This is a genomic window from Microbacterium sp. NPDC058269, from assembly GCF_042881445.1.
Taxonomy (GTDB): Bacteria; Actinomycetota; Actinomycetes; order Actinomycetales; family Microbacteriaceae; genus Microbacterium.
In genome coordinates, this window is sequence record NZ_JBHVXT010000002.1 from 747,050 (window position 1) to 769,300 (window position 22,251).

27 protein-coding genes are annotated in these 22,251 nt (G+C 70.1%); 10 read left to right on the top strand and 17 right to left on the bottom strand.

Features of this window, described 5'->3' with window-relative positions:
• Positions 1–24: 24 nt before the first annotated feature.
• From ACFVWL_RS12000 to ACFVWL_RS12080, 17 genes are all read right to left on the bottom strand, one after another.
• A complete protein-coding gene (locus ACFVWL_RS12000; protein ID WP_387182795.1) occupies positions 25–654 on the bottom strand; it encodes a hypothetical protein in 630 nt (209 codons plus the stop codon).
• A 123-nt stretch (positions 655–777) separates the two neighbouring features.
• A complete protein-coding gene (locus ACFVWL_RS12005) occupies positions 778–1,938 on the bottom strand; it encodes a flagellar hook protein FlgE (protein ID WP_387182798.1) in 1,161 nt (386 codons plus the stop codon).
• 28 nt (positions 1,939–1,966) lie between these two features.
• Positions 1,967–2,410, bottom strand: a complete 444-nt coding sequence (locus tag ACFVWL_RS12010) for a flagellar hook assembly protein FlgD (protein ID WP_387182800.1) — start codon at positions 2,408–2,410, stop codon at positions 1,967–1,969.
• A gap of 14 nt (positions 2,411–2,424) precedes the next feature.
• Positions 2,425–3,867 (bottom strand): flagellar hook-length control protein FliK, encoded by a 1,443-nt coding sequence (locus ACFVWL_RS12015; protein ID WP_387182803.1) that lies wholly within the window; start codon positions 3,865–3,867, stop codon positions 2,425–2,427.
• Complete coding sequence (locus tag ACFVWL_RS12020) at positions 3,864–4,292, bottom strand: hypothetical protein (protein ID WP_387182806.1); 429 nt, start codon at positions 4,290–4,292, stop codon at positions 3,864–3,866. The genes ACFVWL_RS12015 and ACFVWL_RS12020 overlap by 4 nt, the downstream gene beginning before the upstream one ends.
• Positions 4,289–5,584 carry a FliI/YscN family ATPase gene (locus tag ACFVWL_RS12025; RefSeq protein WP_387182809.1) on the bottom strand — a complete coding sequence of 432 codons (1,296 nt, stop codon included), beginning with the start codon at positions 5,582–5,584 and terminating at the stop codon, positions 4,289–4,291. Before ACFVWL_RS12025 ends, ACFVWL_RS12020 begins: the two co-directional genes overlap by 4 nt.
• Positions 5,581–6,186 (bottom strand): FliH/SctL family protein, encoded by a 606-nt coding sequence (locus tag ACFVWL_RS12030; protein WP_387182812.1) that lies wholly within the window; start codon positions 6,184–6,186, stop codon positions 5,581–5,583. The genes ACFVWL_RS12025 and ACFVWL_RS12030 overlap by 4 nt, the downstream gene beginning before the upstream one ends.
• Complete coding sequence (fliG, locus tag ACFVWL_RS12035; RefSeq protein ID WP_387182815.1) at positions 6,176–7,180, bottom strand: flagellar motor switch protein FliG; 1,005 nt, start codon at positions 7,178–7,180, stop codon at positions 6,176–6,178. The genes ACFVWL_RS12030 and fliG overlap by 11 nt, the downstream gene beginning before the upstream one ends.
• Positions 7,177–8,799 carry a flagellar basal-body MS-ring/collar protein FliF gene (fliF, locus tag ACFVWL_RS12040; RefSeq protein ID WP_387182818.1) on the bottom strand — a complete coding sequence of 541 codons (1,623 nt, stop codon included), beginning with the start codon at positions 8,797–8,799 and terminating at the stop codon, positions 7,177–7,179. Before fliF ends, fliG begins: the two co-directional genes overlap by 4 nt.
• Positions 8,799–9,104, bottom strand: a complete 306-nt coding sequence (gene fliE, locus ACFVWL_RS12045; RefSeq protein ID WP_387182820.1) for a flagellar hook-basal body complex protein FliE — start codon at positions 9,102–9,104, stop codon at positions 8,799–8,801. Before fliE ends, fliF begins: the two co-directional genes overlap by 1 nt.
• Positions 9,104–9,496: a flagellar basal body rod protein FlgC gene (locus tag ACFVWL_RS12050; protein WP_021198933.1), complete on the bottom strand. Its 393-nt coding sequence runs from the start codon at positions 9,494–9,496 to the stop codon at positions 9,104–9,106. The genes fliE and ACFVWL_RS12050 overlap by 1 nt, the downstream gene beginning before the upstream one ends.
• Complete coding sequence (locus ACFVWL_RS12055) at positions 9,493–9,834, bottom strand: flagellar basal body protein (RefSeq protein WP_021198932.1); 342 nt, start codon at positions 9,832–9,834, stop codon at positions 9,493–9,495. Before ACFVWL_RS12055 ends, ACFVWL_RS12050 begins: the two co-directional genes overlap by 4 nt.
• 112 nt (positions 9,835–9,946) lie before the next feature.
• Complete coding sequence (locus ACFVWL_RS12060; protein ID WP_387182823.1) at positions 9,947–10,243, bottom strand: hypothetical protein; 297 nt, start codon at positions 10,241–10,243, stop codon at positions 9,947–9,949.
• Complete coding sequence (gene fliS, locus ACFVWL_RS12065) at positions 10,240–10,626, bottom strand: flagellar export chaperone FliS (protein ID WP_387182826.1); 387 nt, start codon at positions 10,624–10,626, stop codon at positions 10,240–10,242. Before fliS ends, ACFVWL_RS12060 begins: the two co-directional genes overlap by 4 nt.
• A 2-nt stretch (positions 10,627–10,628) precedes the next feature.
• Positions 10,629–12,017: a flagellar filament capping protein FliD gene (gene fliD, locus ACFVWL_RS12070; protein WP_387182829.1), complete on the bottom strand. Its 1,389-nt coding sequence runs from the start codon at positions 12,015–12,017 to the stop codon at positions 10,629–10,631.
• A gap of 69 nt (positions 12,018–12,086) precedes the next feature.
• A complete protein-coding gene (locus tag ACFVWL_RS12075; RefSeq protein WP_021198928.1) occupies positions 12,087–12,917 on the bottom strand; it encodes a flagellin in 831 nt (276 codons plus the stop codon).
• Positions 12,918–13,023: 106 nt separating this feature from the next.
• Positions 13,024–13,824, bottom strand: coding sequence for a sigma-70 family RNA polymerase sigma factor (locus ACFVWL_RS12080; protein ID WP_387182832.1), 801 nt, complete (start codon positions 13,822–13,824; stop codon positions 13,024–13,026).
• Positions 13,825–14,020: 196 nt separating this feature from the next.
• Between ACFVWL_RS12080 and ACFVWL_RS12085 the strand changes: the two genes are divergently transcribed.
• The 10 genes from ACFVWL_RS12085 (at position 14,021) to ACFVWL_RS12130 (ending at position 22,246) form a co-directional block, all read left to right on the top strand.
• Positions 14,021–14,503, top strand: a complete 483-nt coding sequence (locus ACFVWL_RS12085; RefSeq protein WP_387182834.1) for a flagellar protein FlgN — start codon at positions 14,021–14,023, stop codon at positions 14,501–14,503.
• Between the two features lie 13 nt (positions 14,504–14,516).
• On the top strand, positions 14,517–15,926 hold the full coding sequence (gene flgK / locus ACFVWL_RS12090) for a flagellar hook-associated protein FlgK (RefSeq protein WP_387182837.1): 1,410 nt from the start codon (positions 14,517–14,519) through the stop codon (positions 15,924–15,926).
• A 13-nt stretch (positions 15,927–15,939) separates the two neighbouring features.
• Entirely contained in the window at positions 15,940–16,821 is an 882-nt protein-coding gene (flgL, locus tag ACFVWL_RS12095) for a flagellar hook-associated protein FlgL (RefSeq protein WP_387182839.1), read from the top strand.
• Entirely contained in the window at positions 16,818–17,189 is a 372-nt protein-coding gene (locus ACFVWL_RS12100) for a flagellar assembly protein FliW (RefSeq protein WP_387182842.1), read from the top strand. Before flgL ends, ACFVWL_RS12100 begins: the two co-directional genes overlap by 4 nt.
• A 61-nt stretch (positions 17,190–17,250) precedes the next feature.
• The gene (gene tsaB / locus ACFVWL_RS12105) at positions 17,251–17,907 is read left to right on the top strand and encodes a tRNA (adenosine(37)-N6)-threonylcarbamoyltransferase complex dimerization subunit type 1 TsaB (protein ID WP_387182845.1); all 657 of its coding nucleotides are present in this window, start codon (positions 17,251–17,253) and stop codon (positions 17,905–17,907) included.
• On the top strand, positions 17,904–18,392 hold the full coding sequence (gene rimI, locus ACFVWL_RS12110; RefSeq protein ID WP_387182848.1) for a ribosomal protein S18-alanine N-acetyltransferase: 489 nt from the start codon (positions 17,904–17,906) through the stop codon (positions 18,390–18,392). Before tsaB ends, rimI begins: the two co-directional genes overlap by 4 nt.
• The gene (tsaD, locus tag ACFVWL_RS12115) at positions 18,389–19,456 is read left to right on the top strand and encodes a tRNA (adenosine(37)-N6)-threonylcarbamoyltransferase complex transferase subunit TsaD (protein ID WP_387182851.1); all 1,068 of its coding nucleotides are present in this window, start codon (positions 18,389–18,391) and stop codon (positions 19,454–19,456) included. The genes rimI and tsaD overlap by 4 nt, the downstream gene beginning before the upstream one ends.
• Positions 19,453–19,938: a hypothetical protein gene (locus ACFVWL_RS12120; RefSeq protein WP_387182853.1), complete on the top strand. Its 486-nt coding sequence runs from the start codon at positions 19,453–19,455 to the stop codon at positions 19,936–19,938. The genes tsaD and ACFVWL_RS12120 overlap by 4 nt, the downstream gene beginning before the upstream one ends.
• Positions 19,939–19,941: 3 nt before the next feature.
• The gene (locus ACFVWL_RS12125) at positions 19,942–21,024 is read left to right on the top strand and encodes a hypothetical protein (RefSeq protein ID WP_387182856.1); all 1,083 of its coding nucleotides are present in this window, start codon (positions 19,942–19,944) and stop codon (positions 21,022–21,024) included.
• The gene (locus tag ACFVWL_RS12130) at positions 21,008–22,246 is read left to right on the top strand and encodes a hypothetical protein (protein ID WP_387182858.1); all 1,239 of its coding nucleotides are present in this window, start codon (positions 21,008–21,010) and stop codon (positions 22,244–22,246) included. Before ACFVWL_RS12125 ends, ACFVWL_RS12130 begins: the two co-directional genes overlap by 17 nt.
• The last annotated feature ends 5 nt before the right edge of the window (positions 22,247–22,251 follow it).

Consider the following 22,251-nt stretch of genomic DNA (forward strand, 5'->3'; position numbering starts at 1 on the left):
TTCGCGTGAAGCTCGTGTCCGTGGTCAGATCTTGATGGGGAACGTCAGCAACGTGACGATCCCGCAGATGGCGATGACGCCGGCCAGGCTGAGGAACACCCGGCGTCGCCACGGGGCCGCCTGGTGCTGAGAGATCGCGGCGAAGAACAAGACGAGCGCGAAGAGCACCGTCAACAGCGAGTAGTTGTCGCCACGCTGGTTGTCGGCGAGGGCTTCGTCGAACTTCGCGTCTGCCCGAGCGCCGAGTTCCTGGGCCTCCATGGTGCCGGGCGGCACGTACTCATCCATGGCGAGAGGGCCTCGTGACACGCGTCCCTCTGCGGTCCAGGCGTCGAACGCGACAGCGAACTCCTCGGTGAAGCGCTCTTGGATGAAGGGCACCAGTTCGTCCTGCCCGTTCTCCTCGGCCAACACCCATTCGGTGTAAAGCGTCAGATCGTATTGACGCGCGGCCTGGGCAGTCGACTCCGCGGAGGCCGCCTGAATGCGAGCGCTGGATGCCTGACTGAACGCGATCGACATCTCGCCGCCCCACTTCGACGCTTCGAAACCGCACCAAGCCGTGAGCACCGCCGTCACCGAAAGAAGGACCACGGTGAGGATGTCGAGGACACGAGACGTGCGCGGCGTTTTCGCGGAGGCTTCCGTGTGCATAGCCAATAGTGCGTCGCCGGGTCACGGCCGGTCGCGCATCGCTCACCTGCATCGGGTGAAGCCGGCGGTGAGTGGCGGCATCTTCGCAGCCACTCACCGGGTGAGCCTCCGGCTTCCGCCGACTCAGCGCTTGAGGTTGGTGAGCTCCTGCAGAACCTCGTCGCTGGTGGTGATGATGCGGGCGTTCGCCTGGAAGCCGCGCTGCGCGACGATCAGGTTGGTGAATTCCTGCGACAGGTCGACGTTCGACATCTCGAGCGCGCCGCTGATGATGCCGCCGAGGCCGTCGGTGCCCGCCTGTCCGAGCGTCGGCTCGCCGGAGTTGCCGCTCGGGCGGTACTGCGAGGAGCCGGCCTTCTCGAGCCCTCCCGGGTTGACGAAGCCCGCCAGCGCGACGCGGGCGAGCACCTCGGTGTCACCGTTGCTGAACGTGCCGACGAGGCTGCCGTCGTTCATCAGCGCGTAAGAGCTCAGGGTGCCGGCCGGCTTGCCGTTCTGCTCCTTGATCGCGACGTCGCTGACATCCGCGAACCCGGTGACCGCCGAGAGGTCGACCGTGACGCCACCGGAGACGATGGAGGAGGCTGCCGCCTGCTTGCCGTCGACGAACGTGAGGGCGGTGTTCGTGCCGCCAGGCTCGGTGACGTTCCATCCCGTGGTGGTGCGGGTGAAGGTGAGGCGGAGCGAGGTGGCCGTGCCCTCGGCGTCGTAGGTCTTGATGTCGCGCACCAGCTGCTCGCCGACGGCGGCGCCGGAAGGCAGGTTGCCGGTGACGCGGGCCGTGGTGGTCGCTGTGGCGGGGCTCAGAGCGCCGACCGGAAGCCGGATGTCGCCGATGCCCTGTCCGGGGACGATGACTCCGTTCTGTGCCGTCCAGCCCTGCACGAGAGCGCCGTCGGCCGAGACCAGCTTGCCGCTCGCGTCGAAGGAGAACCCCCCGTTGCGGGTGTAGAGGGTCTCGCCGCCCGAGCGCACGACGAAGAAACCGTCGCCCGCGATCATGAGGTTGGTCGGCACGCCGGTGGGCTGCGGGGCCCCGGAGGCGAAGTTCGTGCTGATGCCGGCGACCTGCACGCCGAGACCGACCTGGGCGGGGTTCTGACCGCCGACGGCCTGCTGCGGCATCATCGAGTTGCGCACGAGCTGCGAGAGCGAGTCCTGGAACTGCACGGCCGAGGCCTTGAAGCCGGTCGTGTTGACGTTGGCGATGTTGTTGCCGGTGACGTCGAGCATGGTCTGGTGCGAACGCAGACCCGAGATTCCGGCGAACAGAGAGCGGAGCATGGTGATGCCTTTCTGGAAAGGGGACTGGTCAGGACTGCGAGCGGGGAGCGAGGGCGACACCGGAGACGGCATCGAGGGGGATGGAGGCGTCTCCGATGGTGACGAGGGGGACGGCGCCGGCGTAGGAGACCGAGGTGACGATGCCCTTCTGGGTCACGCCCTTCTCATCCACGTACTGGGCCTCGTGGCCGATCAGCGCAGCGGCGGTCTGACGCATGCTCAGCGCGAAGCTCTCGGTCGTGGTCGCCGTGAGCGCGGTCAGCTGCTCCATCGAGGCCAGCTGAGTGGTCTGCGAGATCATCTCGTTGGTGTTCATCGGTGAGCTGGGGTCCTGGTTGGTCAGCTGCGTCACCAGGAGCTTCAGGAAGACCTCGGAGTCGAGGGTCTTCTTGCGCTCGGTCGGGGGCGTCGTGCTGCCCGTCTGCACGCCGGAGGGCGGGATGGTGCCGGAGATGGGGTCGACCGTGGTCATGGGTTCCTCTCGGATCAGGCGAAGATTTCGATGCCGCCGTGCGGCGAGACGAGGGGCACAGGCGATGTCGGGTCGGTGGGCGATGTCGGACCAGGGGGAACGGCGGCGTCGGGTGCGGTGCGACCGGTATACGTGTCTCGACCGGTCGGGTTTCCGGTTCCCGGCTGACCGCCGGTTCCGGTGCCGTTGCCCTGAGGGGCGTGCTGCGGGTTCGACGATGCGGGTCCGTCGTCCGAGGTCGACAGCAGGAGCGAGGCGTGCGGCGCCGCGGCGGCGAGGTCACGACGCAGGTCGACGAGGATCGCCCGGAGCGCCTCACGACCGAGGTCGTTCGGGGCGTGCAGCTCGATGTGGATGGCCCCGCCGGAGATGTGCGCGCGCACGGTCACGGGACCGAGGTTCTCGGGCGACACCGTCAGGGTGAGGCTGTGGTCGCCGTCCGGGGCCTGCGCGAGAGCGAGCACGGGAGCGGTGACCTGGGGGAGGAGCGCGGGCCGGGCGACGGGCACTGGAGCCGCCGCAGAGGCCACGGGGGCGGGCGGAGGCGTGCCGCCGACGGCCGCGGGCGGGACGGGTGCGTCGCCGGTCGAGGCTCCCGAGGCGGGGACCGCGGTGGGAACGGACGTCGAGACCACGGAGGCAGAGGGCACGACGGCGTCCGGCGAGACATCGGGGAGGGCGGCGTCCGTCTCCGGAGCCTTCACCCGAGACGTCGGGGTGGGGCCGGCCGGGGCTCCCGCGATACCGGAGGCGGCGACGGTCGAACTGCTGCCGGTGCCGACACGCGGGGTCGTCGAGGGAGTGGGGGTTCCGGTCGGCTCCGCCGTGCCGAGGGCGGTGCCGACCGCGGACGTCGGCGTGAGCACGGTGGCTTCCGGAGCGGGGGTGACCGCCCCGGCATCGGATGTGGCCGGGACGGTGGGAGAGGATGCCGCCGACGTCGCGACCGCGCGGGTGGGCACAGCTGCGGGGGGCGAGAGCTGAGCGTGCGCGGCGTCGACGGCGGCGGCCGATGCGGCAGGCCCGGCAAGGGATGTCGGCGAGCCGATCGAACCGGCGGTGGCACCTGAGTCCGTTGCACCGATCGCGGTGGCAGCCGCCGACTCCGCACTCTCCGCCGCAGGGGGGAGTTCGCCCGTGATGTCGCCGGCTCTGGTCTCCCCCTCGGAAGAGGTCGGCAGACTCGGCTCGGGTGCGGGGGGAATCGCCGGAGGAATGGGGGAGGAAGGGGTGGACGGCGTGGTCGTGACATCCGCCGGAGCGGCGTCCGTCGGAGAACCGTCCGTAGGCGAGCTGGCGGAGGGACCCTCGGTGTCTTCGGCGGAGCCACGTGCGGCATCCAGGATGACGTCGGCGAATGCGGCGGCCCCGGGCGTGACCTGCCGGGAATGCGACGTGGAACCTGCTGTGCGCTGGACGCGCGAATCGAGCAGGTCCCCGATGCCGAGTGACGTCATGCCTGGCCCTCCATGCTCGTGCTGCCGCGCGAACCGATCTCGTCGAGCTCCGCCTGCTCGGCGTGCAGCTCGGCCGCCCGCACCTGCAGAGCGTGCGCCTGGGCGAGCCGGTCGAGTCCGCGCATCGCCCTCCGCGCCTCGGCGTGCTCCGTCCGTGCCTCGTCGACCGTCTGCTCCTGCAGCTCCGAGAGCGTCGTGAGGTCGGCCAGCAGGGTCCGGCCCGCCACTCGGGCTGCGGCGAGGGCGGCGAGGGAGCGGACATCGACGGCCTCGCTCCCGACGCCGGACAGATGCGCGCGGAGCGACCGGTCGCGGGCCTCGGTGTGCTGGGCATCGATCACCGCGCGGGAGAGCCGCTGGGCGGCTGCGCGCTCCTGGATCTCGCGGACGCGCAGCAGGCCGGCCAGAGAGAAGGACCGTGTCATGAGACTCCTCCGAAGGCCGCGACGAGCTCGTCCAGACGGCGCCACGACTCACCGATCTCGCTCGTCTCGTCGAGCGACTGGGTGAGGAACGCGCTGATCGCCTTCTCGTGGGCGATCGCCGCGTCGATGCGGGCATCCGCTCCGGCCTGATAGGCGCCGATGTCGATGAGGTCGTTCGCGCGGCGACGGGCCGCGAGCACGGCGCGCAGTGCGGCCGCGTGCGCCCTGCGTTCGGGAGCGGTGACCTTGCCGGCCACTCGCGAGACGGAGCCGAGCACGTCGATCGCGGGATGGTGGCCCGACAGCGCGAGTGCGCGATCGAGCACGACGTGACCGTCGAGGATCGATCGGACCGTGTCGGCGATCGGCTCGTTGTGGTCGTCGCCGTCGACGAGCACGGTGTAGATGCCGGTGATCGAGCCGCGCGTGTCGGTGCCCGCCCGCTCGAGCAGGCCGGCGAGGAGCGAGAAGGTCGAGGGCGGATAGCCGCGTGTGGCAGGAGGTTCTCCGGCGGAGAGGCCGATCTCGCGCTGAGCCATCGCCACGCGGGTGAGCGAGTCCATCATGAGGATGGCGTGGGCGCCGTCGTCGCGGAAGGCCTCGGCGATCCGCGTGGCGGTGTATGCCGCACGGATGCGTGCCATGGCCGGCTGGTCCGAGGTCGAGACCACCACGACGGAGCGGGCGAGTCCTTCGGGTCCCAGGTCGTCTTCGATGAACTCGCGCACCTCGCGACCGCGCTCGCCGACGAGAGCGATCACGGTGACCTCGGCTTCGGTTCCGCGGGCGATCATCGACAGCAGGGACGACTTTCCCACTCCGGAGCCGGCGAACAGTCCCACGCGCTGACCGCGGCCGACGCTGACGAGTGTGTCGAGGGTCCGCACGCCGAGCGGAAGGGGCGAGTCGATCCGGTCGCGGCCCATGATCGAGGGCGGCGCATGGTCGAGGCTCACCGGGACGGCACCGGTCAGAGGCCCCTTCCCGTCGATCGGTCGGCCCAGCCCGTCGAGCACGCGTCCGAGCAGAGCGGCACCCGTCGGCACGCGCAGCGCGCCTCCGCGCGCCCGCACCGGAGCGCCGACCGTGAGACCCGTCACCGGGGCGAGCGGCATGCAGCGCAGCCCACCCTCACCGATGGCGACCACCTCGGCATCGACGCCGTCGAGCGTCACGACGTCGCCGACCGCGCCCTCGAGGCCGCGCACCTGCACGCTCAGGCCTCGCACCTGGGAGACCTCTCCGACGCGCTCGGGTCGCACCGCTTCGCGTACCGCCCCCCAGGCGCTCATGCGCCGGCCTCGGCGAGGGCGCGGCGGGCACGGGCGAGTGCGCTCGCGACGCGGGCGTCGATATGTCCGTGTGCCAGGCTCGCGACGGCGTCGCCTCGGTCGAGGGAGTCGTCGCCGATCAGCGCGATCCCGGCCGGTTCCGCTGCCGATCCCCGCAGCGTCCGCAGGTCGTCCGGGTGCAGTCGCACCTCGCGGATCTCGGCAGGGTCCGCGCCGGCGATCGCGCGCCGGGCGGCGGCGGCCGCGGAGGCGCCGGCGTCGGAGAGCTCGCCGACGATGATCAGTTCCGCCAACTCGATCGCGCAGCGCAGCACCTGGTCCTCCGCGGCAGCGGTCAGCTCGCGTTCGCGGTCGCCCAGCGAGCGTGCGGCGGCCTGCAGCGCGGTGACAGCGCTCTCGATCTCCCCGGCAGCGAGCGCCTCGCGCGCGCTCCGTGCGTCTTCCGCCGCGCGCTGCGCGGCTTCGGCCTCGGCGCGACCGGCCCGGAAGCCCTCCGCGTGCCCATCGGCATATCCGCGCATCCGCGCCCTGGCATGCTCCTCACCGCTCTCGCGTCCGTCGAGACGCGGGAACAGCACCGGTGAGAAGGCGTCAGTAGACATACTCGTCCTCATCGGCGCGCTGCACCGTGATGTCACCGGCCGCTTCGAGCGCGCGGATCGTGCGCACGATCTCGGCCCTGGCCTCTTCGACCTGCGACACACGGACGGGGCCGAGCGTGCGGGCCTCCTCGTCGAGGTTCTCCCTGTTCCGTTCGGACACATTGCGACGGATGAGGTCGGCGATCGGCTGGTGCGCGCCCTTCAGCGCCAGTGCCAGCGAGCGGATGTCCATGCCCCGCAGCACGCGCTGAGTGTCGCGGTCGTCGAGCTTGACGATGTCGGCGAAGGTGAACATGCGCGAGCGGATGTCTTCCGCGAGGGCGCTGTCCCTGTCTTCGATGCTCGCCAGCAGGGCCTTCTCGACCGTGGCCCCCGAGCGCGCGATGATCTCCACGAGAGGTTCCACCCCGCCGAGGACCTCGGGGGTGTCGCGTGCGGCGAAGGTACCGGTGCGTGCCTTGAGCGCATCCGCCACGATCGCGATCGCCTCCTGAGAGGCGGTGCCCATCGTCGCGATCCCGTGGGCGACATCGGTGCGCGTGGGATCGGGGAGCGCGGCCAGCACGGCGGCGGCGCGGTCGGTCGGCAGGTGTGCGAGCACGAGGGCGACCGTCTGCGGGAGCTCGCCGTCCAGCAGCGTCGCGAGCTGCGCGGGATCCGCAGACCCGAGGAACTCGAAGGAGGAGTTCATCGACGACGAGCCGACCCTGCCCAGTACGGCGGCCGCGCGCTCGGCGCCGAACGTCGCCTCCAGCAGACCCGCGGCGATGTCGCGGCCCCCACGAGCAGGGGGCAGGTGGCCGGACGCGATCCGGTGGAACTGTCCGAGGGCCTGCGCGGTGGTCGCCGCGTCGAGGTTCTGCAGGTCGATGATCTCGGCGGCGACGGCCTCGGCCTCGGCCTCGGAGAGGTGCTTCATCACCTCGATCGCCTGTGCGCGGTCGAGGTTCATCAGCACGACCGCCGCCGTCTGCCGATCGGTCAGTCTGGTCATACCTGCTGCCTGTCGTCGATGAGGGTCCGCAGCAGGTCTGCCGTGCGCTTCGGGTCCTGCCGGGTGAGGGAGTCGATCTCCGCGCGTCGGCGCTCGAGGCTCACCTGCGCGGGTTCGGGGTCGGGCTCCGGCTCCGGGTCGGGCGCCGTCTCGAGGAAGGCGAGCGGCGTGGTCGGCGACTGGTCGATCGCGGCGGTGGCGCCGGCGTCGAGGGCGGTGAGTGCGGGCGGGCGCTCGCCGAAGAGCTGGTCGAACTCGGTGTCGGCGCTGCTGCGTCGGCGCGCACGCATGATGAGGGCGGCGAGACCGGCGAGCAGGGGGATCGCGATCGCTGCGGCGATGATGATCGTGTTCAGCAGCCCAGCCTGACGCTCGGCGCCCTCGGCATCCTTCGCCGCCTGGAGCGCGGCCTGTGCCGCTTCGGAGGTCGTCTGGTTGAACGACACGAGCTCGACGGCGATCGAATCACCGCGATCGGTGTCGATCCCGGCCGCTGTCTCGACGAGGTCGCTCAGCTGCGCGGTGCTCAGATCGCCGCCCGCCCCCGCGTCGACCGCGACGGAGACCGACTGGCGAAGCAGCGAACCGGCGGGCGTGGAGGTGCTCTGCGTGCTCTTGTTGACCGCGTTGGTCTTCGACGTCTCGGTGGACTCGGAGGTTCCGTCGCCGTCGGCCGAAGGGACCGCGATGTTGTCGGGGCCGAGCACTCCGGCATTCGAGCTCGAGCCGTTCTGCGTGTCCGTCCTGGTCTGCTCGGTGAGCGGGGGAGCGCCCTCGGCCGGGGTATAGGTCTCCTCCACGCGCTCGTTGACGGAGTGGTCGATCTCGGCGACGACGGTCACCTTGGCGTTCCCGGGACCGACGACGGTGTCGAGCATCTGCTGCACGCTCGCGGTCACCCGTGCCTCGTAGTCGCTGGCCTGCTGATCGATACCGCCGCTGGTCCCGACGCCCGCGGCCGAGAGGGTCTGACCGCTCTGGTCCACGACGGCGACGTTCTCGGGCTTCATGCCGCTGACCGCCGCGGAGGTCAGGTGCACGATCGCCTCGACCTGCTTCGGCGAGAGCGTCGCGCTGCCGGAGGTCTCCACGAACACGGACGCGGTGGGATCGATGGTCTCCGACACGAAGACGCTCTCCTCGGGGATCGCGAGCTGCACCGATGCGGCGGTCACTCCCTTGATCGACGAGATCGTCGCGGCGAGCTCGCCCTCGATGGCCCGCTTGAAGGTCACCGACTGCTGGAACTCGCTCGTCGTGACACCCATCTTGTCCAGCAGCGAGTATCCGCCGGAGCTGGCGCCGGGAAGCCCTGCCGAGGCGGCGGCGAGCCGCTGGTCGTACACGTCCTTCTCGGGAACCAGCACGGTCGCTCCGCCGTCGGCCAGTTCGTAGGGCACAGACGACGACCGCAGCTGCTCGACCACGGCGTTCGCATCCGAGGCGCTCATCCCGGAGAACAGCGGCGTGTAGGTCGGGCGGCTGAGCCAGCTGGACAGCGCGACGATCCCCAGCGCGAGCACGGCGACGCCGATGATGGCGATCGTGCGCTGCGCGAGCGAGAAGCCCGCGATCACGCGCCCGATCCGCTGGAACACGTTGGTGACGGCCTGGGGCATCAGGCTTGCATCCGCATGATCTCGTTGAACGCGTCGACGCCCTTGTTGCGCACGGCGGCGACCAGTTCGAGGGTGACGGAGGCTCGCGAGGACGCGATCATCGCGGAGTGGATGTCATCGAGGTCGCCCGTGACCGCGGCGACCTTGAGCTTGTCCGACTCGGACTGCAGCGATCGCAGCTCGTCGATGGCACCGGTCACGCTGTTGGCGAAGGCGGTGTCGTCCGCGGCCTTCGCCGCTGCGGGGGTGGGCGGGGCGAGCGTGAACCCGGAGGAGATGGCTTCGATGCCGGGGAGTGAGGCCATCAGCTGCGTCCGATCTGCAGGGCGGATTCGTAGGAGTTGCGCGCGCGGTCGACGATGGCCGCGCTGGCCTGGTAGCCGCGCTGGGCGAGGATGAGCTGGCTCATCTGGTCGCCGAGGTCGATGTCGGGGTAGCGCACGTAGCCGTCCGCGTCCGCGAGAGGGTGGTCAGGCTGATGCACGAGGCGTCCCTGCGCGCTGCCCTGCGCGGTGCCGGCCACGTACACGCCGGGGGACTGGTCGCTCGTCTGAGCGAGGATGTACCTCGCTCGGAACGCCGCACCGTTGCTGGGAGCCGCGGTGTTGATGTTGGCGATGTTGTCGCTGATGGCGTCGAGCCACTTGCGGTGCACGGTCAGGCCGGTGCCGGCGATGCCGATCGCGTCGAAGGTCATGAGGTCCTCATCGCCGTGCGCATCGAGGTGAACGAGCCGTTCACGGCCTGCGTCGCGAACTGGTAGCGCAGCATGGTGTCGATGCTGGAAAGGGTCTCGGTGTCGAGGTTGACGTTGTTGCCGTTCAGACGCGTCGGCTCGAGCGAGGTGCCGACCGTCGCGCCGACCCGTCCGTCGCCCGCATCGATCGAGCGGGCGAGCGCCTCTTCGAACTGCACGCGCTTGGCGTGATAGTTCGGGGTGTTGATGTTGGCGATGTTGTCGGAGATCGCACGCTGGCGCTGAGCGAGGCCGTCGAGCGCACTCGTCAGTGCGTTGATGGTCACAGAATCGAACACGAACCGGCTCCCCGTGTGTGGCTGGTGTGGCCGATCCATGGCCGAGTCTTGCGAGCCATCCCTGCTCTCCCTGCTCTATCGGCAGGCTCGTCCGCGATGTTAGGGAGCGGTCTCACCCGTCGACGTCGAGGTAGGCGGGCTCTTCGGGGCGACGCGTGCTCGGGATGCGGCTCACGGCGCCGAGGTGCTGGCGGAGGCCTTCGAGATCCGCGCGGGTGCGCTCCATCGCCGAACGCTGGAGTTCGACGACGTGCCGGGCGCGATCGGCGAGTTCGACGGGGAGCGGCGTGGCCGGCGGGGACCATGGTGCGAGGTCGGCGTCCGCTGCGGTGCCGGGGGCGGCGGCGAGGACCCGTCCGGCGTCCTGCTCGAGCCGGTCGAGCATCGTGGTCCACTCGTCGAGGTTCATGACCGTGCCTCGGCGACCGTGCGGGCGGCCTCGTGCCAGGCATCCCGCAGCGGAGCGATGATCTCGTGGCAGGCGTGCGTGCGCTCGGGGTCACGGCCGATGTTGGCGCCGATGAGGGTCTGCGACAGGAACACGTACAGCGAGCGCAGGCCGGCGCTGCCGTTCCAGTCGTCGGTGAGCGATGACGACAGCTCCGAGACGATCGCCTGTGCGTGCTGCAGCTGGGCGTTCGCCTCCTCCCAGTCCTCGGCGTGTTGAGCCCGCTCTCCCCGCTCGATGTCGAGCAGCAGGCGGTCGTAGAGCATCGTCACGAGGCGCTCGGGCGGTGCCGAGAGCACCGCGTCGTCGCGGTAGCGCTGCTGTGCACGGAGGGCGGCGTTCATGCTCACTTCCCCGAGTTCGAGCTCGAGCCCGGAAGGGCGGCGATCTGCGAGGTCAGGTACGAGGACTGCGACTGCAGCTGCGACAGCATGACCTCGAGGCGGGCGTAGGTGCGCTCGAGGGTGGATTTGCGCTGGGCGAGGCGAACGTCCCAGCGCTCCATCTGCTCGCCGAGGCCCTTGACCTCGCTCTCCTGCCCGGTGATGCGCGTGGTGAGCAGACCTTCGTACTTGTCGGAGTAGACCGTCGAGGTCTCCTGTACGCGCGAGGCGATGTCGGAGAACAGTCCGGCGACCGCGTCCGGGTCCTTCGCGAGCGCCTCGGCGAACTTCTTCTCATCGAAGCTCAGCACGCCGTACATGTCGGTCGAGATGCCGATCGACGAGGGCGAGACCCCGTTCACCGGGTGCTGCACCGCGTCGGCGAGGGCCGTGCGGAGACCTCGGACCGCGCTGTCGCCGGTGAAGACGCCCAGGGTGGTCTTGTCTCCCTGCTTGGCGGCGACGGTCGCCTTCGAGCCGTTGTCGATGCGGGTCAGGATGTCTTTGACCGCGGCGATGAAGTCGGCCGAGGCCTTGGTGCGTGCGGCGGTGTCGACCGCGACGCCGATGGTGACGGGGGCGGTGGAGACGGCCGAGACGGTCACGTCGACACCGTCGAACAGGTCCGTGAAGGTGTTGCTCGACGAGGTCAGCACCTGCTCGGCGCTGGTACCGGCCCACAGTCGCACCTGGGCGTCGGCCCCGACGTCGATGACCGCGGCTCCCGCTTCGGTGGAGATGTCGGAGGCGGTGCCTGCCGCGACGGCGGCGGTGTCTCCGCGGTATGCGCGGAACTGCCCGGCTTCTCCGGAATCGGCTGCGCGCAGCTGGAGACGGTGCATCACGTTGCCGTCTGCGTCGCGCCCGGCGGGGACGGCCGCGGCGACGATGCCGAAGCCCGCTTCGTTGACCGCTCGTGCGACGTCCTGCATCGACGTGGAGTCGGCTGTGACCTGCAGACGCTCGCCCTTCGCGTTCTCGAGGGTGATCACGGGCGGGTCGGACGGCCAGCCCTTCGAGGCCGCGGAGACGATCGTGTGGTTCTTGGCGACCTTGTCGACGACGATGTCGGCGGAGAGGGGAGCAGCGCCTTCGCGGGTGGCGACGGTGACGGTGGGAGACGACGAGGTGGTGGTGAAGCGGGCCAGACCGTCGCGCGTCGCGGCCTTCTCCGCCGCCGTCGCGAGGTTCTGCACCGCGGTGTTCAGCGTGCGCAGCTGGGTGACGATGCCGTTCTTGTCATCCATCTTCGCCTTGAGCAGCGAACGGGGGATGGCCGCGACATCCATCAGCGCCTTGATGACCTCGGTGGTCTTCAGGCCGGAGACGAGGCCGTCGAGCGAGAGGGACATGATCGCCTTTACGGGTCGGGGGCGGACAGGGTCCGGGCGCCGGTGGGCGCCCGGACCCTATGACGTGGTTCAGCGCAGGAGCTGGAGCACGCCCTGGTTGGCCTGGTTGGCCTGGGCCAGCATCGCCGTACCTGCCTGGGACAGGATGTTCTTCGACGTGAACTTGACCATCTCGGACGCCATGTCGGTGTCGCGGATGCGGCTCTCGGCAGCGGCGAGGTTCTCCGCCGACACGTTGAGGCTGTTGATGGTCGACTCGAAGCGGTTCTGCAGCGCACCGTAGCCGGCACGTGCGGTCGAGACCGCCTGGATCTGCGTGTCGATGCCCGCGAGCGCGGTACCGTACGTCGCCGCGTCCGTCATGGTCGCCGCGAGCGTCTTGATGTCGGCACCGAGGGTGGCGAAGTCGGTCAGGGCGACCGAGATCTGGTCCTCGGCGGCGACGGAGCCCGCACCGACCTGGAACGTCAGCGTGTCGCCGCCCGAGAGCAGCTTGATGCCGTTGAAGTTCGTGCTGCCGGCGATCCGGGTGAGCTCATCACCGAGGGTGTTGATCTCCTTCTGGATCGCGTCGCGCGACTTCGCGTTGTTCGAGTCGTTCGCACCCTGAGCGGTCAGGTCGCGAACGCGCTGCAGGATCGAGTGGACCTCGGTCAGGGCGCCTTCCGCGGTCTGGATGACCGAGATGCCGTCCTGGGCGTTGCGGGCCGCGACGTTCAGGCCGTTGACCTGCGAACGCAGGCCCTCGGAGATCGCGAGGCCGGCAGCGTCGTCTGCCGCGCGGTTGATGCGGAAACCGCTCGACAGCTTCTCGAGCGACTTCGACAGGTCGTTCTGCGTGTTCGACAGGTTGCGGTAGGCGTTGAGTGCCGACACGTTCGTGCTGATCTGCATACCCATAAGGGTTCTCCTCCGTGAATGGTGTTGTGCGGGAGACCATCCGTGGTCTCCCACCCACACCTATCGGCGGAGGGATCGTGTCCGTTAGCCGTGAGCGGCGTCGTGGCTACGCGGGGGCTGCTTCGCGGAAGACGCCGGCGATGCGTGAGCCCGCGGCGTCGGCGATCCGTGTGAAGTAGGCATCGCGCGCACCGACCGAGACCCGCGTCGTGGTGGTCGGTGCCGCACCCTCGGCGAAGTACCGGTCCAGGGCATCGCGCAGGAGGCGGATGGCCTCCGACCGCTGCTGCGACACCGCGGAGTGCGTCACGCCCAGCTCCTCGGCGATCTCCTTCACCGGACGCTCGTCGAAGTAGACGGCCTGCACGATCCGTCGCATGCGCTCCGGAAGGGCGGCGACGGCCTGCTCGAGCACCTCGCGCCGTTCTCCGACCATCGCCGACTCCTCGGGGAGGGGGATGTCAGCGGCGAGGTCGCGCGCCGAGGGCTCGTCGAGGGTCGTCAGGATCCTGGCGGCATCGCCGAGCGCCTCGACCACGACGTCCTTCGCGACGCCCATGGCCGTGGCGACCTCGGCGGCCGTCGCCGTCCGGCCGAGTCCGGCGGTCAGGGTCTCGCGGACGGCGACGGTCTCCTTTATTCGTTTGCGGATGCCGCGGGACGCCCAGTCCATCGAGCGCATCTCGTCGGCGAACGCGCCGAGGATGCGACGACGGGCATAGGCGCCGAAGGGCACGCCGAGTTCGGGGTCGAACGCCTCGGCGGCGGTCACGAGCGCGAGCGCTCCGACGGCCGCGAGTTCGTCGCGGGGGATGTGGGTGGCACGGGCATGGGTCTCGGCGGCGAGGTATCCGACCAGAGGGAGGTTGCTCTCGATGAGCAGATTGCGCTGAGCGCGCGACGACATGGGGGATGATCCACCTCTCTGGATGCACTCCGGAAGTTCCGAGGAGATGAACAGATGCACCTATCACACTTCTTGTGATCTGTACATGGGGAGAACAGTCCACCGCCGTTCCACATAGTAACGTTAGGGAAGCGCTGGCCGATAGTGACGTTTGGCCGCGTCGACAGGCGGGGCGATCACTGGGGAAAAGGGGATCATGGGAGCCAACGAACTATCGATACAGCTGTGGCGCGAGCGTGAGCTTCTCGAGATGCTGCTCTTCAAGCTCGACGAACAGCAGCTGCTGCTCGCTGCCGGGCGGTCCCAGTGGATCCAGTTCGCCGCACGCGAGATCGATCAGGTGCTCGACAGGCTGCGTGGCGCGGGACTCGCCCGCACCGTCGAGGTCGCGGCCGTCGCCGAGGAGTGGGGAGCTCCCGAGGCGTCGACGATCCGCGAGTTGATCGAGCATGCGCCGGAGGGGGCATGGCAGGAGGTCTTCGCCGACCATCTGCGGGCGCTCACGAAGCTCGCCGCCGAGGTCGAGCAGATGCGTGACGCCAATGCGGAGCAGCTCAGCGGAGTGCTCCGCGCCACGCAGGAGACCATCGCCGCGCTCGGGCACGACACCGGCGAATACACGACCAAGGGTGACCGCGCACGCGACGACGCCGCGCGCATCATCGATACCGAGATGTGACCGAGAGGGGATCATGTCGACCTTCAGTGGACTGAACACGGCGGCCAGCGGACTGGCGGCCGCCCGGCGCGGCATGGACGTGGTCGGGCAGAACATCGCCAACCAGAAGACCGAGGGGTACACGCGGCAGCGTGTGACGACCTCGGCGGTCGCTGCGATCGCGCAGACTGGACGGTTCAGCGTCGGTGCCCTCCCCGGACACGGCGTCTCGATCGACGGCGTCGCGAGACTGGGCGACGCGCTGCTCGATGCCAGGGTGCGTGACGCTCTCGGCGCCTCGGGCTACTGGTCGACCAGGGCGGTGGCCGCGACCACGATCGAGGCATCGCTCGCCGAGCCCACCGCGAACGGACTCGCGGCGCGACTGTCGAAGTTCTGGTCCGGCTGGCAGGACCTCGCGAACACTCCGGATTCGGGGGCCGCGGCATCGAGCATCCTGGAATCGGCCAAGGAGCTCGCCTCGCACATCGCCGGCGGCTACCGGAACGTCGCCACGCAGTGGAGCAACGCGCGTGACTCCGCCGATCGCACGGTCTCGCAGGTGAACGCGACCGCCGACCAGATCGCGGTGCTCAACGACGAGATCCGTGATGCGCTCGCCTCCGGCCGCTCGGCGAACGAGCTGATGGACCAGCGGAGTGTCCTCGCACAGAACGTGGCCAGGATGTCCGGTGCGGCAGCGACGATCGAGAGCGATGGCACGATGACCGTCCGCCTCGGCGGCAACGCGCTGGTCTCCGGTTCCGACTCCCGCCACCTCGTGCTGGCGGGGCCCGCCTCGATCGATTCGGGTCAGCGCTTCAGCCTCTCCTGGGCATCGGCGCCCGATCTTCCCGTCTCGATCGACGGCGGCGAGCTCGGCGCCTCGCTCTCGGTTCTCGCACCGGCCGCTGAAGGCGGCATGCTCGCCGGACTCGCGGCGACCTATGACAAGGTGGCGACGGCCCTGGCCGACGCGATGAACACCCAGCACCGGGCGGGCGTCACCTCCACCGGCCAGGCCGGCGGAGACTTCTTCACCGTTCCTGTCACCGGCTCTGCCGCACTCGGACTGCAGGTCGCCGTGGGATCGGCGTCCGAGCTGGCACTCGCGGCACCGGGCTCCGGTGCTCTGGATGCGACGAACGCCGACCTGATCTCGCAGATCGGTCGTCGTGCCGGCTCTCCCGATGCGCTGTGGTCCGATCAGGTCACCCGGTTCGGGGTCGCGACGGCCGCCGATGTGCAGCGTGCGAAGCTCTCCGACTCCGCCGCGGTCGCCGCGGTCGGGGCGCAGCAGTCGGTCGCCGCCGTCGACGGCGACGAGGAGACGATCAGTCTGCTCACCTACCAGACCGCCTACCAGGCCGCAGCCCGCGTGATGACCGCGGTGGATGAGGCGCTCGACGTGCTCATCAACCGCACGGGCCTCGTGGGACGCTGAGCGAAGGAGCACCGTGATCTCTCGAGTGACGTCATCCGCCATGACGCAGACGGCGATGCGCCAGCTGCAGTCCAACCTCTCCGAACTGGCGCGTCTGCAGGAGCAGGCGACCTCCCAGCGTGCATTCGCCGCCCCGTCCGACGACCCGGCTGCCGCAGCCGCCGCTCTGGCGTTGCATGCCGAACAGCGCCGCACCGAGCAGTACGCGCGCAACATCGACGACGGGCTGGCCTGGGTCACTGCGGCCGATACCGCCATCACCGCGAGCACGGCTCTGCTGGGCCGGGTCCGCGACCTCACGGCACAGGGGGCGAACGACGGTGCCCTCGACGCGACGGCCAAGGAGGCGCTGGCCGTCGAACTCGAAGGCATCCGCAAGGAGCTCCTCTCCCAGGCCAACACCCGGCTGCTCGGCCGTTCCGTGTTCGCCGGCACGTCCGATACCGCGGCCTTCGCCGCGGACTACAGCCACAGCGGGGTGCCGGGAGCCGAGGTCACCCGCCGTGTGTCCGATGCGGCATCCGTCCGCGTCGACACCGATGGTGCGGCCGTCTTCGGTACCGGCGACGACTCGGTCTTCGCGCTCGTCGACAAGATCGTCGCCGACCTCCGCTCCGGCACGAACGTCGGTCCTCGTCTCGGCGAGATCGACGGTCGCCGCACGGCCATGCTCGCCGTACAGGGCTCGGTGGGTACGAGGCAGTCCCAGATCGAACGCGCCAAGGAGGCGGCAGTGCAGAATTCCGTGTCCCTCGAGTCGCGCAGGACGGCGGTGGAGGATGTCGATTCGATCGAAGTGCTCGTGCGTCTGCAGGCGCAGGAGCTCGTGTACCGCTCGGCGCTCGCCGTGAACGCGCGCGTGCTCCAGCCCTCGCTCATGGACTTCCTCCGATGACCGCCGCGCTGACCTTCCTCGCGCCGCCGCCAGGACTCGCACCCCACGTCGACTTCGCCCTCGCTCCTGTCGAAGGATCCGAGGGGCTGTTCTCGATGCGGGCCGTCGACGACGCCGCGCTGCGCCTCTACCTCGTGGACCCTCGTACGGTGCTGAGCGACTATGCGCCGACGATCACCGACGAGCAGGCGGACGGCCTCGCCCTCGGCTCACCCGACGACGCGCTGATCCTCGTGGTCGCGCATCCGTCGTCCGAGGGCGTGAGCGTGAACCTCCTCGCTCCCGTGATCGTCAACCAGACGACGGGTGCTGCCGCGCAGGTGATTCTCGAGGACCAGGACTACCCACTGCGCGCTCCGCTGGGCTGACCTCGCGGTCTTCGACTCCTGCGGACCGCTCTCCCCGCGGGACGGCGGCTAATCTGGAGTCGTGATCCTTGCCGTCGATACCTCCCTGGGCACGGCTGTCGCCCTCATCGATGCCGACGGGGCGCGTCGCGCCGAAGCCGGTGCCGTCGACCCGCTCGGCCACGCCGAGGTCATCGGCGACCTGCTCGTCGGTGTTCTGTGCGAGGCGGGCGACGCTCGCGTCGACGTCCTGCGCGAGGCGGACGATACGGACATCACCCATGTGGTCGCGGGCATGGGCCCCGGGCCGTTCACCGGGCTGCGCATCGGCATCGCCGCAGCGCGCGCCTTCGCGCTCGGTCGCGGCCTCCCGGTCATCCCCGTCCCGAGTCACTTCGCTGCGGCCCTCACTGTCCTCGAGACCGAGACCGAGACCGAGACCTTCGCGATCGTGACCGATGCCCGTCGACGCGAGGTCGCGATCACCGTGTTCGACGGCCTCGACGACGACGGCATCCCGGTCGTCGTCGCCGACACCGTGCTCGTGCGGGCCGCCGACGCCGATGCACACCTCGACGGCATCCGGCGCATCGACGTGTCGACGCTGTCCGCAACGGACCTGGCTCGGGTCGGGGCGCGCGCGCTCGCTGCCGAGCGCGTCCTCACCGGCGACGAGCCCCTCTACATGCGTCACCCCGATGTGACGCTCCCCGGCGCCCCGAAGAAGGTGGGGACGTGACCCTCCGCGACGCGACGGTCGAAGACCTCGACGCGATCATGGCCATCGAGAACCGGTCCTTCCCGACGGACGCCTGGAGCCCCGAGACCATGGCGGCCGAGCTGGCGAGCCCGCACGGCCGATACCTGGTCGACGAGCACGACGGCGCCCTGATCGGCTACGGCGGCGTGCGGGCCCTTCACGGCAGCGCCGACGCCGACATCCAGACCATCGCTCTGCTCGCCGAGCATCGCGGCCGGGGCCGTGGCAGGATCCTCCTGCGGGCACTGCTCGCGGCCGCCGCAGAGCGCGGCGCGCGCGAGGTGTTCCTCGAAGTCAGAGCCGACAACCCCGCCGCCGAGGGGCTCTACCTCGCCGAGGGGTTCGAAGAGATCGCCCGTCGCCCGCACTACTATCAGCCCGACGACGTCGACGCGATCGTGATGCGTCTGCAGCTGCGCCGCCACCCGGCGTCCGACACCACGACCGAGGAGGCGAAGGCATGAGCGAACCGCTGGTCCTCGGCATCGAGACGAGCTGCGACGAGACGGGCATCGGCATCGTGCGCGGACGCACCCTGCTCTCGAACACGATCGCGTCGAGCATGGATGAGCACGCCAGGTACGGCGGCGTCGTGCCCGAGGTCGCCGCGAGGGCGCACCTCGAGGCGCTCCAGCCCGCGATCGATGCGGCGCTCGCCGAGGCGGGGGTGCGGCTCGACGACCTCGACGCGGTCGCCGTCACGAGCGGCCCAGGACTCGCCGGTGCGCTGATGGTCGGCGTCGGTGCGGCGAAGGGTCTGGCCGTCTCGATCGACAAGCCCCTGTACGCGGTGAACCACCTGGTCGGGCACATCGCCGCCGACATCCTCACCGCCGACTCTGCTCCGCTCGAGTACCCCACCATCGCGCTGCTCGTCTCCGGCGGCCACACCTCGCTGCTGCATGTGCGCGACCTCACCACCGACGTCGAGCTGCTGGGCGAGACGATGGACGACGCGGCGGGAGAAGCGTTCGACAAGGTCGCCCGCCTCCTGTCGCTCCCATACCCCGGAGGCCCGGAGATCGACCGCGCAGCCGCCGACGGCGACCCGAACGCGATCCGATTCCCCCGCGGACTGTCTCGCGCATCGGACGTGGCGAAGCACCGCTACGACTTCTCGTTCTCCGGGTTGAAGACAGCCGTGGCCCGCTGGGTCGAGCGCTGCGAAGCGGAGGGGATCGACGTCCCCGTCGCCGACGTCGCCGCGAGCTTCCGCGAAGCCGTCGTCGACGTCCTGGTCACGAAGGCGCTCGCCGCCTGTGCCGACCTCGGTGTCCCGCGCCTGCTTCTCGGGGGAGGCGTGATCGCGAACCGCCGGCTGCGCGAGGTCGCTCTCGAGCGCGCCGAAGCGGCAGGTGTCACGGTGCGCATCCCGCCGTTGTCGCTGTGCACCGACAACGGCGCGATGATCGCGGCCCTCGCGTCCGAGCTGATCTCCTCCGGCCGTCGCCCGTCCACGTTGGCATTCGGGGCAGACTCGACCCTTCCCGTCACCGAGATCCAGATCGCGGAGGCGGTGGCGGCGTGAGCGACATCCCCGGCTCTCCTGAGGCGAAGCCCTCGGCGACACCGGCGGCGCGCATCGAGCGTCCCAGCGACGAGGTGGAGCACCCGGCAGGGACCGCCCGCCTTCCCGGCGCTCGCCGTGACGGATACACCCGGCTACCGACGGGTCCGGTGGGCATCGAGCCGGTCGTCGTGACCGGTCCGGACATCGATGCTCCCGACGAGACCGAGTGGGAGCCGTCGACGGGCTCCGTGTCGATCGATGACACCCGACTCGCGCCGTGGGCGCTGCTGGCCGCCATCGTGGCCCTCGGAGCGTCGTTCTTCGTGGGGTGGGGCATCCCGGTCGCGGTGGTGGCGGTCATCGCCGCGATCATGTCGCTGCGTCGTCCGGTCGAGAGCCGCGCGATCGCGCGCTGGGCGCTCGTGCTCGGACTCTGCGCGACGGTCTACAGCCTGGGCTGGCTGGTCTGGGCGGGCATGCAGTTCGAGAGACTCGGCTGACCGATGCTGAACGCGGCGGAGCTCGAGGAACTGCGCTCCCTGCAGGCACGGGCCTACGGCCGTGAGGCGTCGCTCACCGACGCCGCCGTCGTCCGACTGCGCGAGCTGGAAGACCGCCGTGGCATGCCTGCGCTGGAGCCCGCGGTGAAGGGTGCCGTCGATCCCGATTCGACGCCGATCACCGCACCCGCAGCCGCGGTGGAGGATGACGAGGTCGATGCCGGCGCTGCGGAGCCCTCTGTGCCCGGACCCGCGGATGTCGAGGGGATCTCCACGCGTTTATCGTCGCCTCTGCGGGCTCATCGGCGCCTTCTCACCGTCGCGGCCGTGGCTGTTCTCCTCGTCGGATTGGGGGTCGGCTGGCTCGCATTCGGCAGGACCGGGCTCGCGTCCGTCGAGCTGACCGCGGAGCAGCAGGACTGGCAGCGCGAGCTGGTCGCGAGCGGCGACTACGATGCGGGGTCCATCCGCGCGCTCGCGGTCGAGGAGGGCGCCGTCGTCTGGACGGCCACGAAGGAGGAGCGGGAACGCACCTGTCTGATCCTGCGCGCCGGGGAAGTCGTGGTGCCGAGCTGCGACCGTACCGACACGGTCGAAGAGGCCGGGATCTACGGGGTCATCACCGTGAGCGGCACCGCGGATACGCAGCGGCAGGTCGCCGCCCAGATGTTGTTCGCTCCTTCGGGCGACCCCGCCGTCGCCGTCGACGCGTATGACTACGACACGGGCCCCGGCGGCATCACGTATTCCAATCAGGAAGAGGCGCAGACGGCGGTGCGCCTCGCGGACGAGGGCTTCCAGGGCAACTCGCTCTGGGTGGTGGGCTATGACGGCGACGTGCCGGTGTGGACGGCGACCCAGCGCGAATCACAGAACCGGTGCCTCATCCACGGCGGGGCGACCGCGGACTCCCCGATGATCTGCGCTGATCCTGAGACGATGCAGGATCAGGCCTCGAGTCTGGTCCTGAACATCGTCGATGTCGACACCGGCGCCGTGACGCACCTGGAGCTCGCGTCGGGCCCGAGGCCGTCTTTCCTCGTCATCACACGCGAAGGAGGCGTGACCGGTGCCGGGGGAGAGTGAGGCCGGGGAGCTGCGCGCATTGCAGCAGCGGGCGTACGGTCGCGACGGGGCGTTGACCGAGGCGGAGTCGGAGCGACTCGCCGCGCTCGAAGCAGCGCGTCGCGCATCGCGCGTCGTCGCGGAGGCGGGGGAACCGCGGGAGCTTGTTCCCACCGAGCCCTCGCATCCGATCGGCGGACGGGCGGAGGACGCAGAGGCATCCGTGCTTCGGGCGCAGGACGCGGTGAAGACCCTGGACCAGCCGCAGAAGCAGCCGCAGCCGCCGCAGCAGCAGCCGCAGCAGCAGCCGCAGCAGCAGCCGCAGTCGCAGCCGTCCGATGAGCCGGAGACCCTCGCCGGCTCACTGCGGCAGCATGCGGCGAAGGTCGTCATCGTCGCGGCGATGCTGCTCCTCGCCGGCGTCGCTGCCGGGTGGGCACTGTTCTCGCCACGGGTCGAAGGGATTCCGCTCACAGCCGAGCAGCAGGAGCGTCGTGCCGCGCTCCAGGCCGACCCCGACGTGTTCGACCCTGGATCCGTCCGAGCTGTCGCGCAGAGCGACGTGGCTCTCGCCTGGTATGCGACTCAGGACGACGGGAAGAGCGGGTGCCTGGTCCTGGATGTCGGCTCCCAGTCGCATACGGCCTGTCTTCCGCAGGCGCAGATCAGCGGCGGACTCTCGGCATCGTTGCCCGTGCCGGCCGAAGCCGGAGGGGAGCAGGAGGAAGGCGCGAGGGAAGTCGTGAACGCCACCCTGGCCATCTCCACAACAGGCGAGCCGATGGTGGCCCTCCAACGATGGGGCATGGCTTCCTCGACCCTCGGGTGGTTCGAGGGCGCTGAGCGAGAACGTGCCGAGGCGCTGGTCGACGACGGGTACGAGCTGGGCCTTTCGCTCCTCGGTCGATTCCGCGGGGGTGATGTCTGGGTCGCCGACCGTATCACCGAAGAAGGCTCGACCGAGAGGTGCCTGATCGTCGATGCCGAAGGCGCGGTGTCGTGCTCACCCTTCGAGACGGCGCTGCGAGATGGACTCGGCGTACAGGTCGTCGATGCCGATCCGGACGGTGCCGTGTCGCAGGTGGTGCTGCTCGAACTGCGGTACACGTCGCAGCAGACGCCCTATCTGACCATCACCGAGGCGCCGTTCACCGAGGTGGGGCCGGGGGAGACCGTCCGGGTCGATGCCCCTCCTGGCGACCCCATCGTGGTCGAGCCGCCGGGTCGCGACGCGGAGCGTTGAACGAG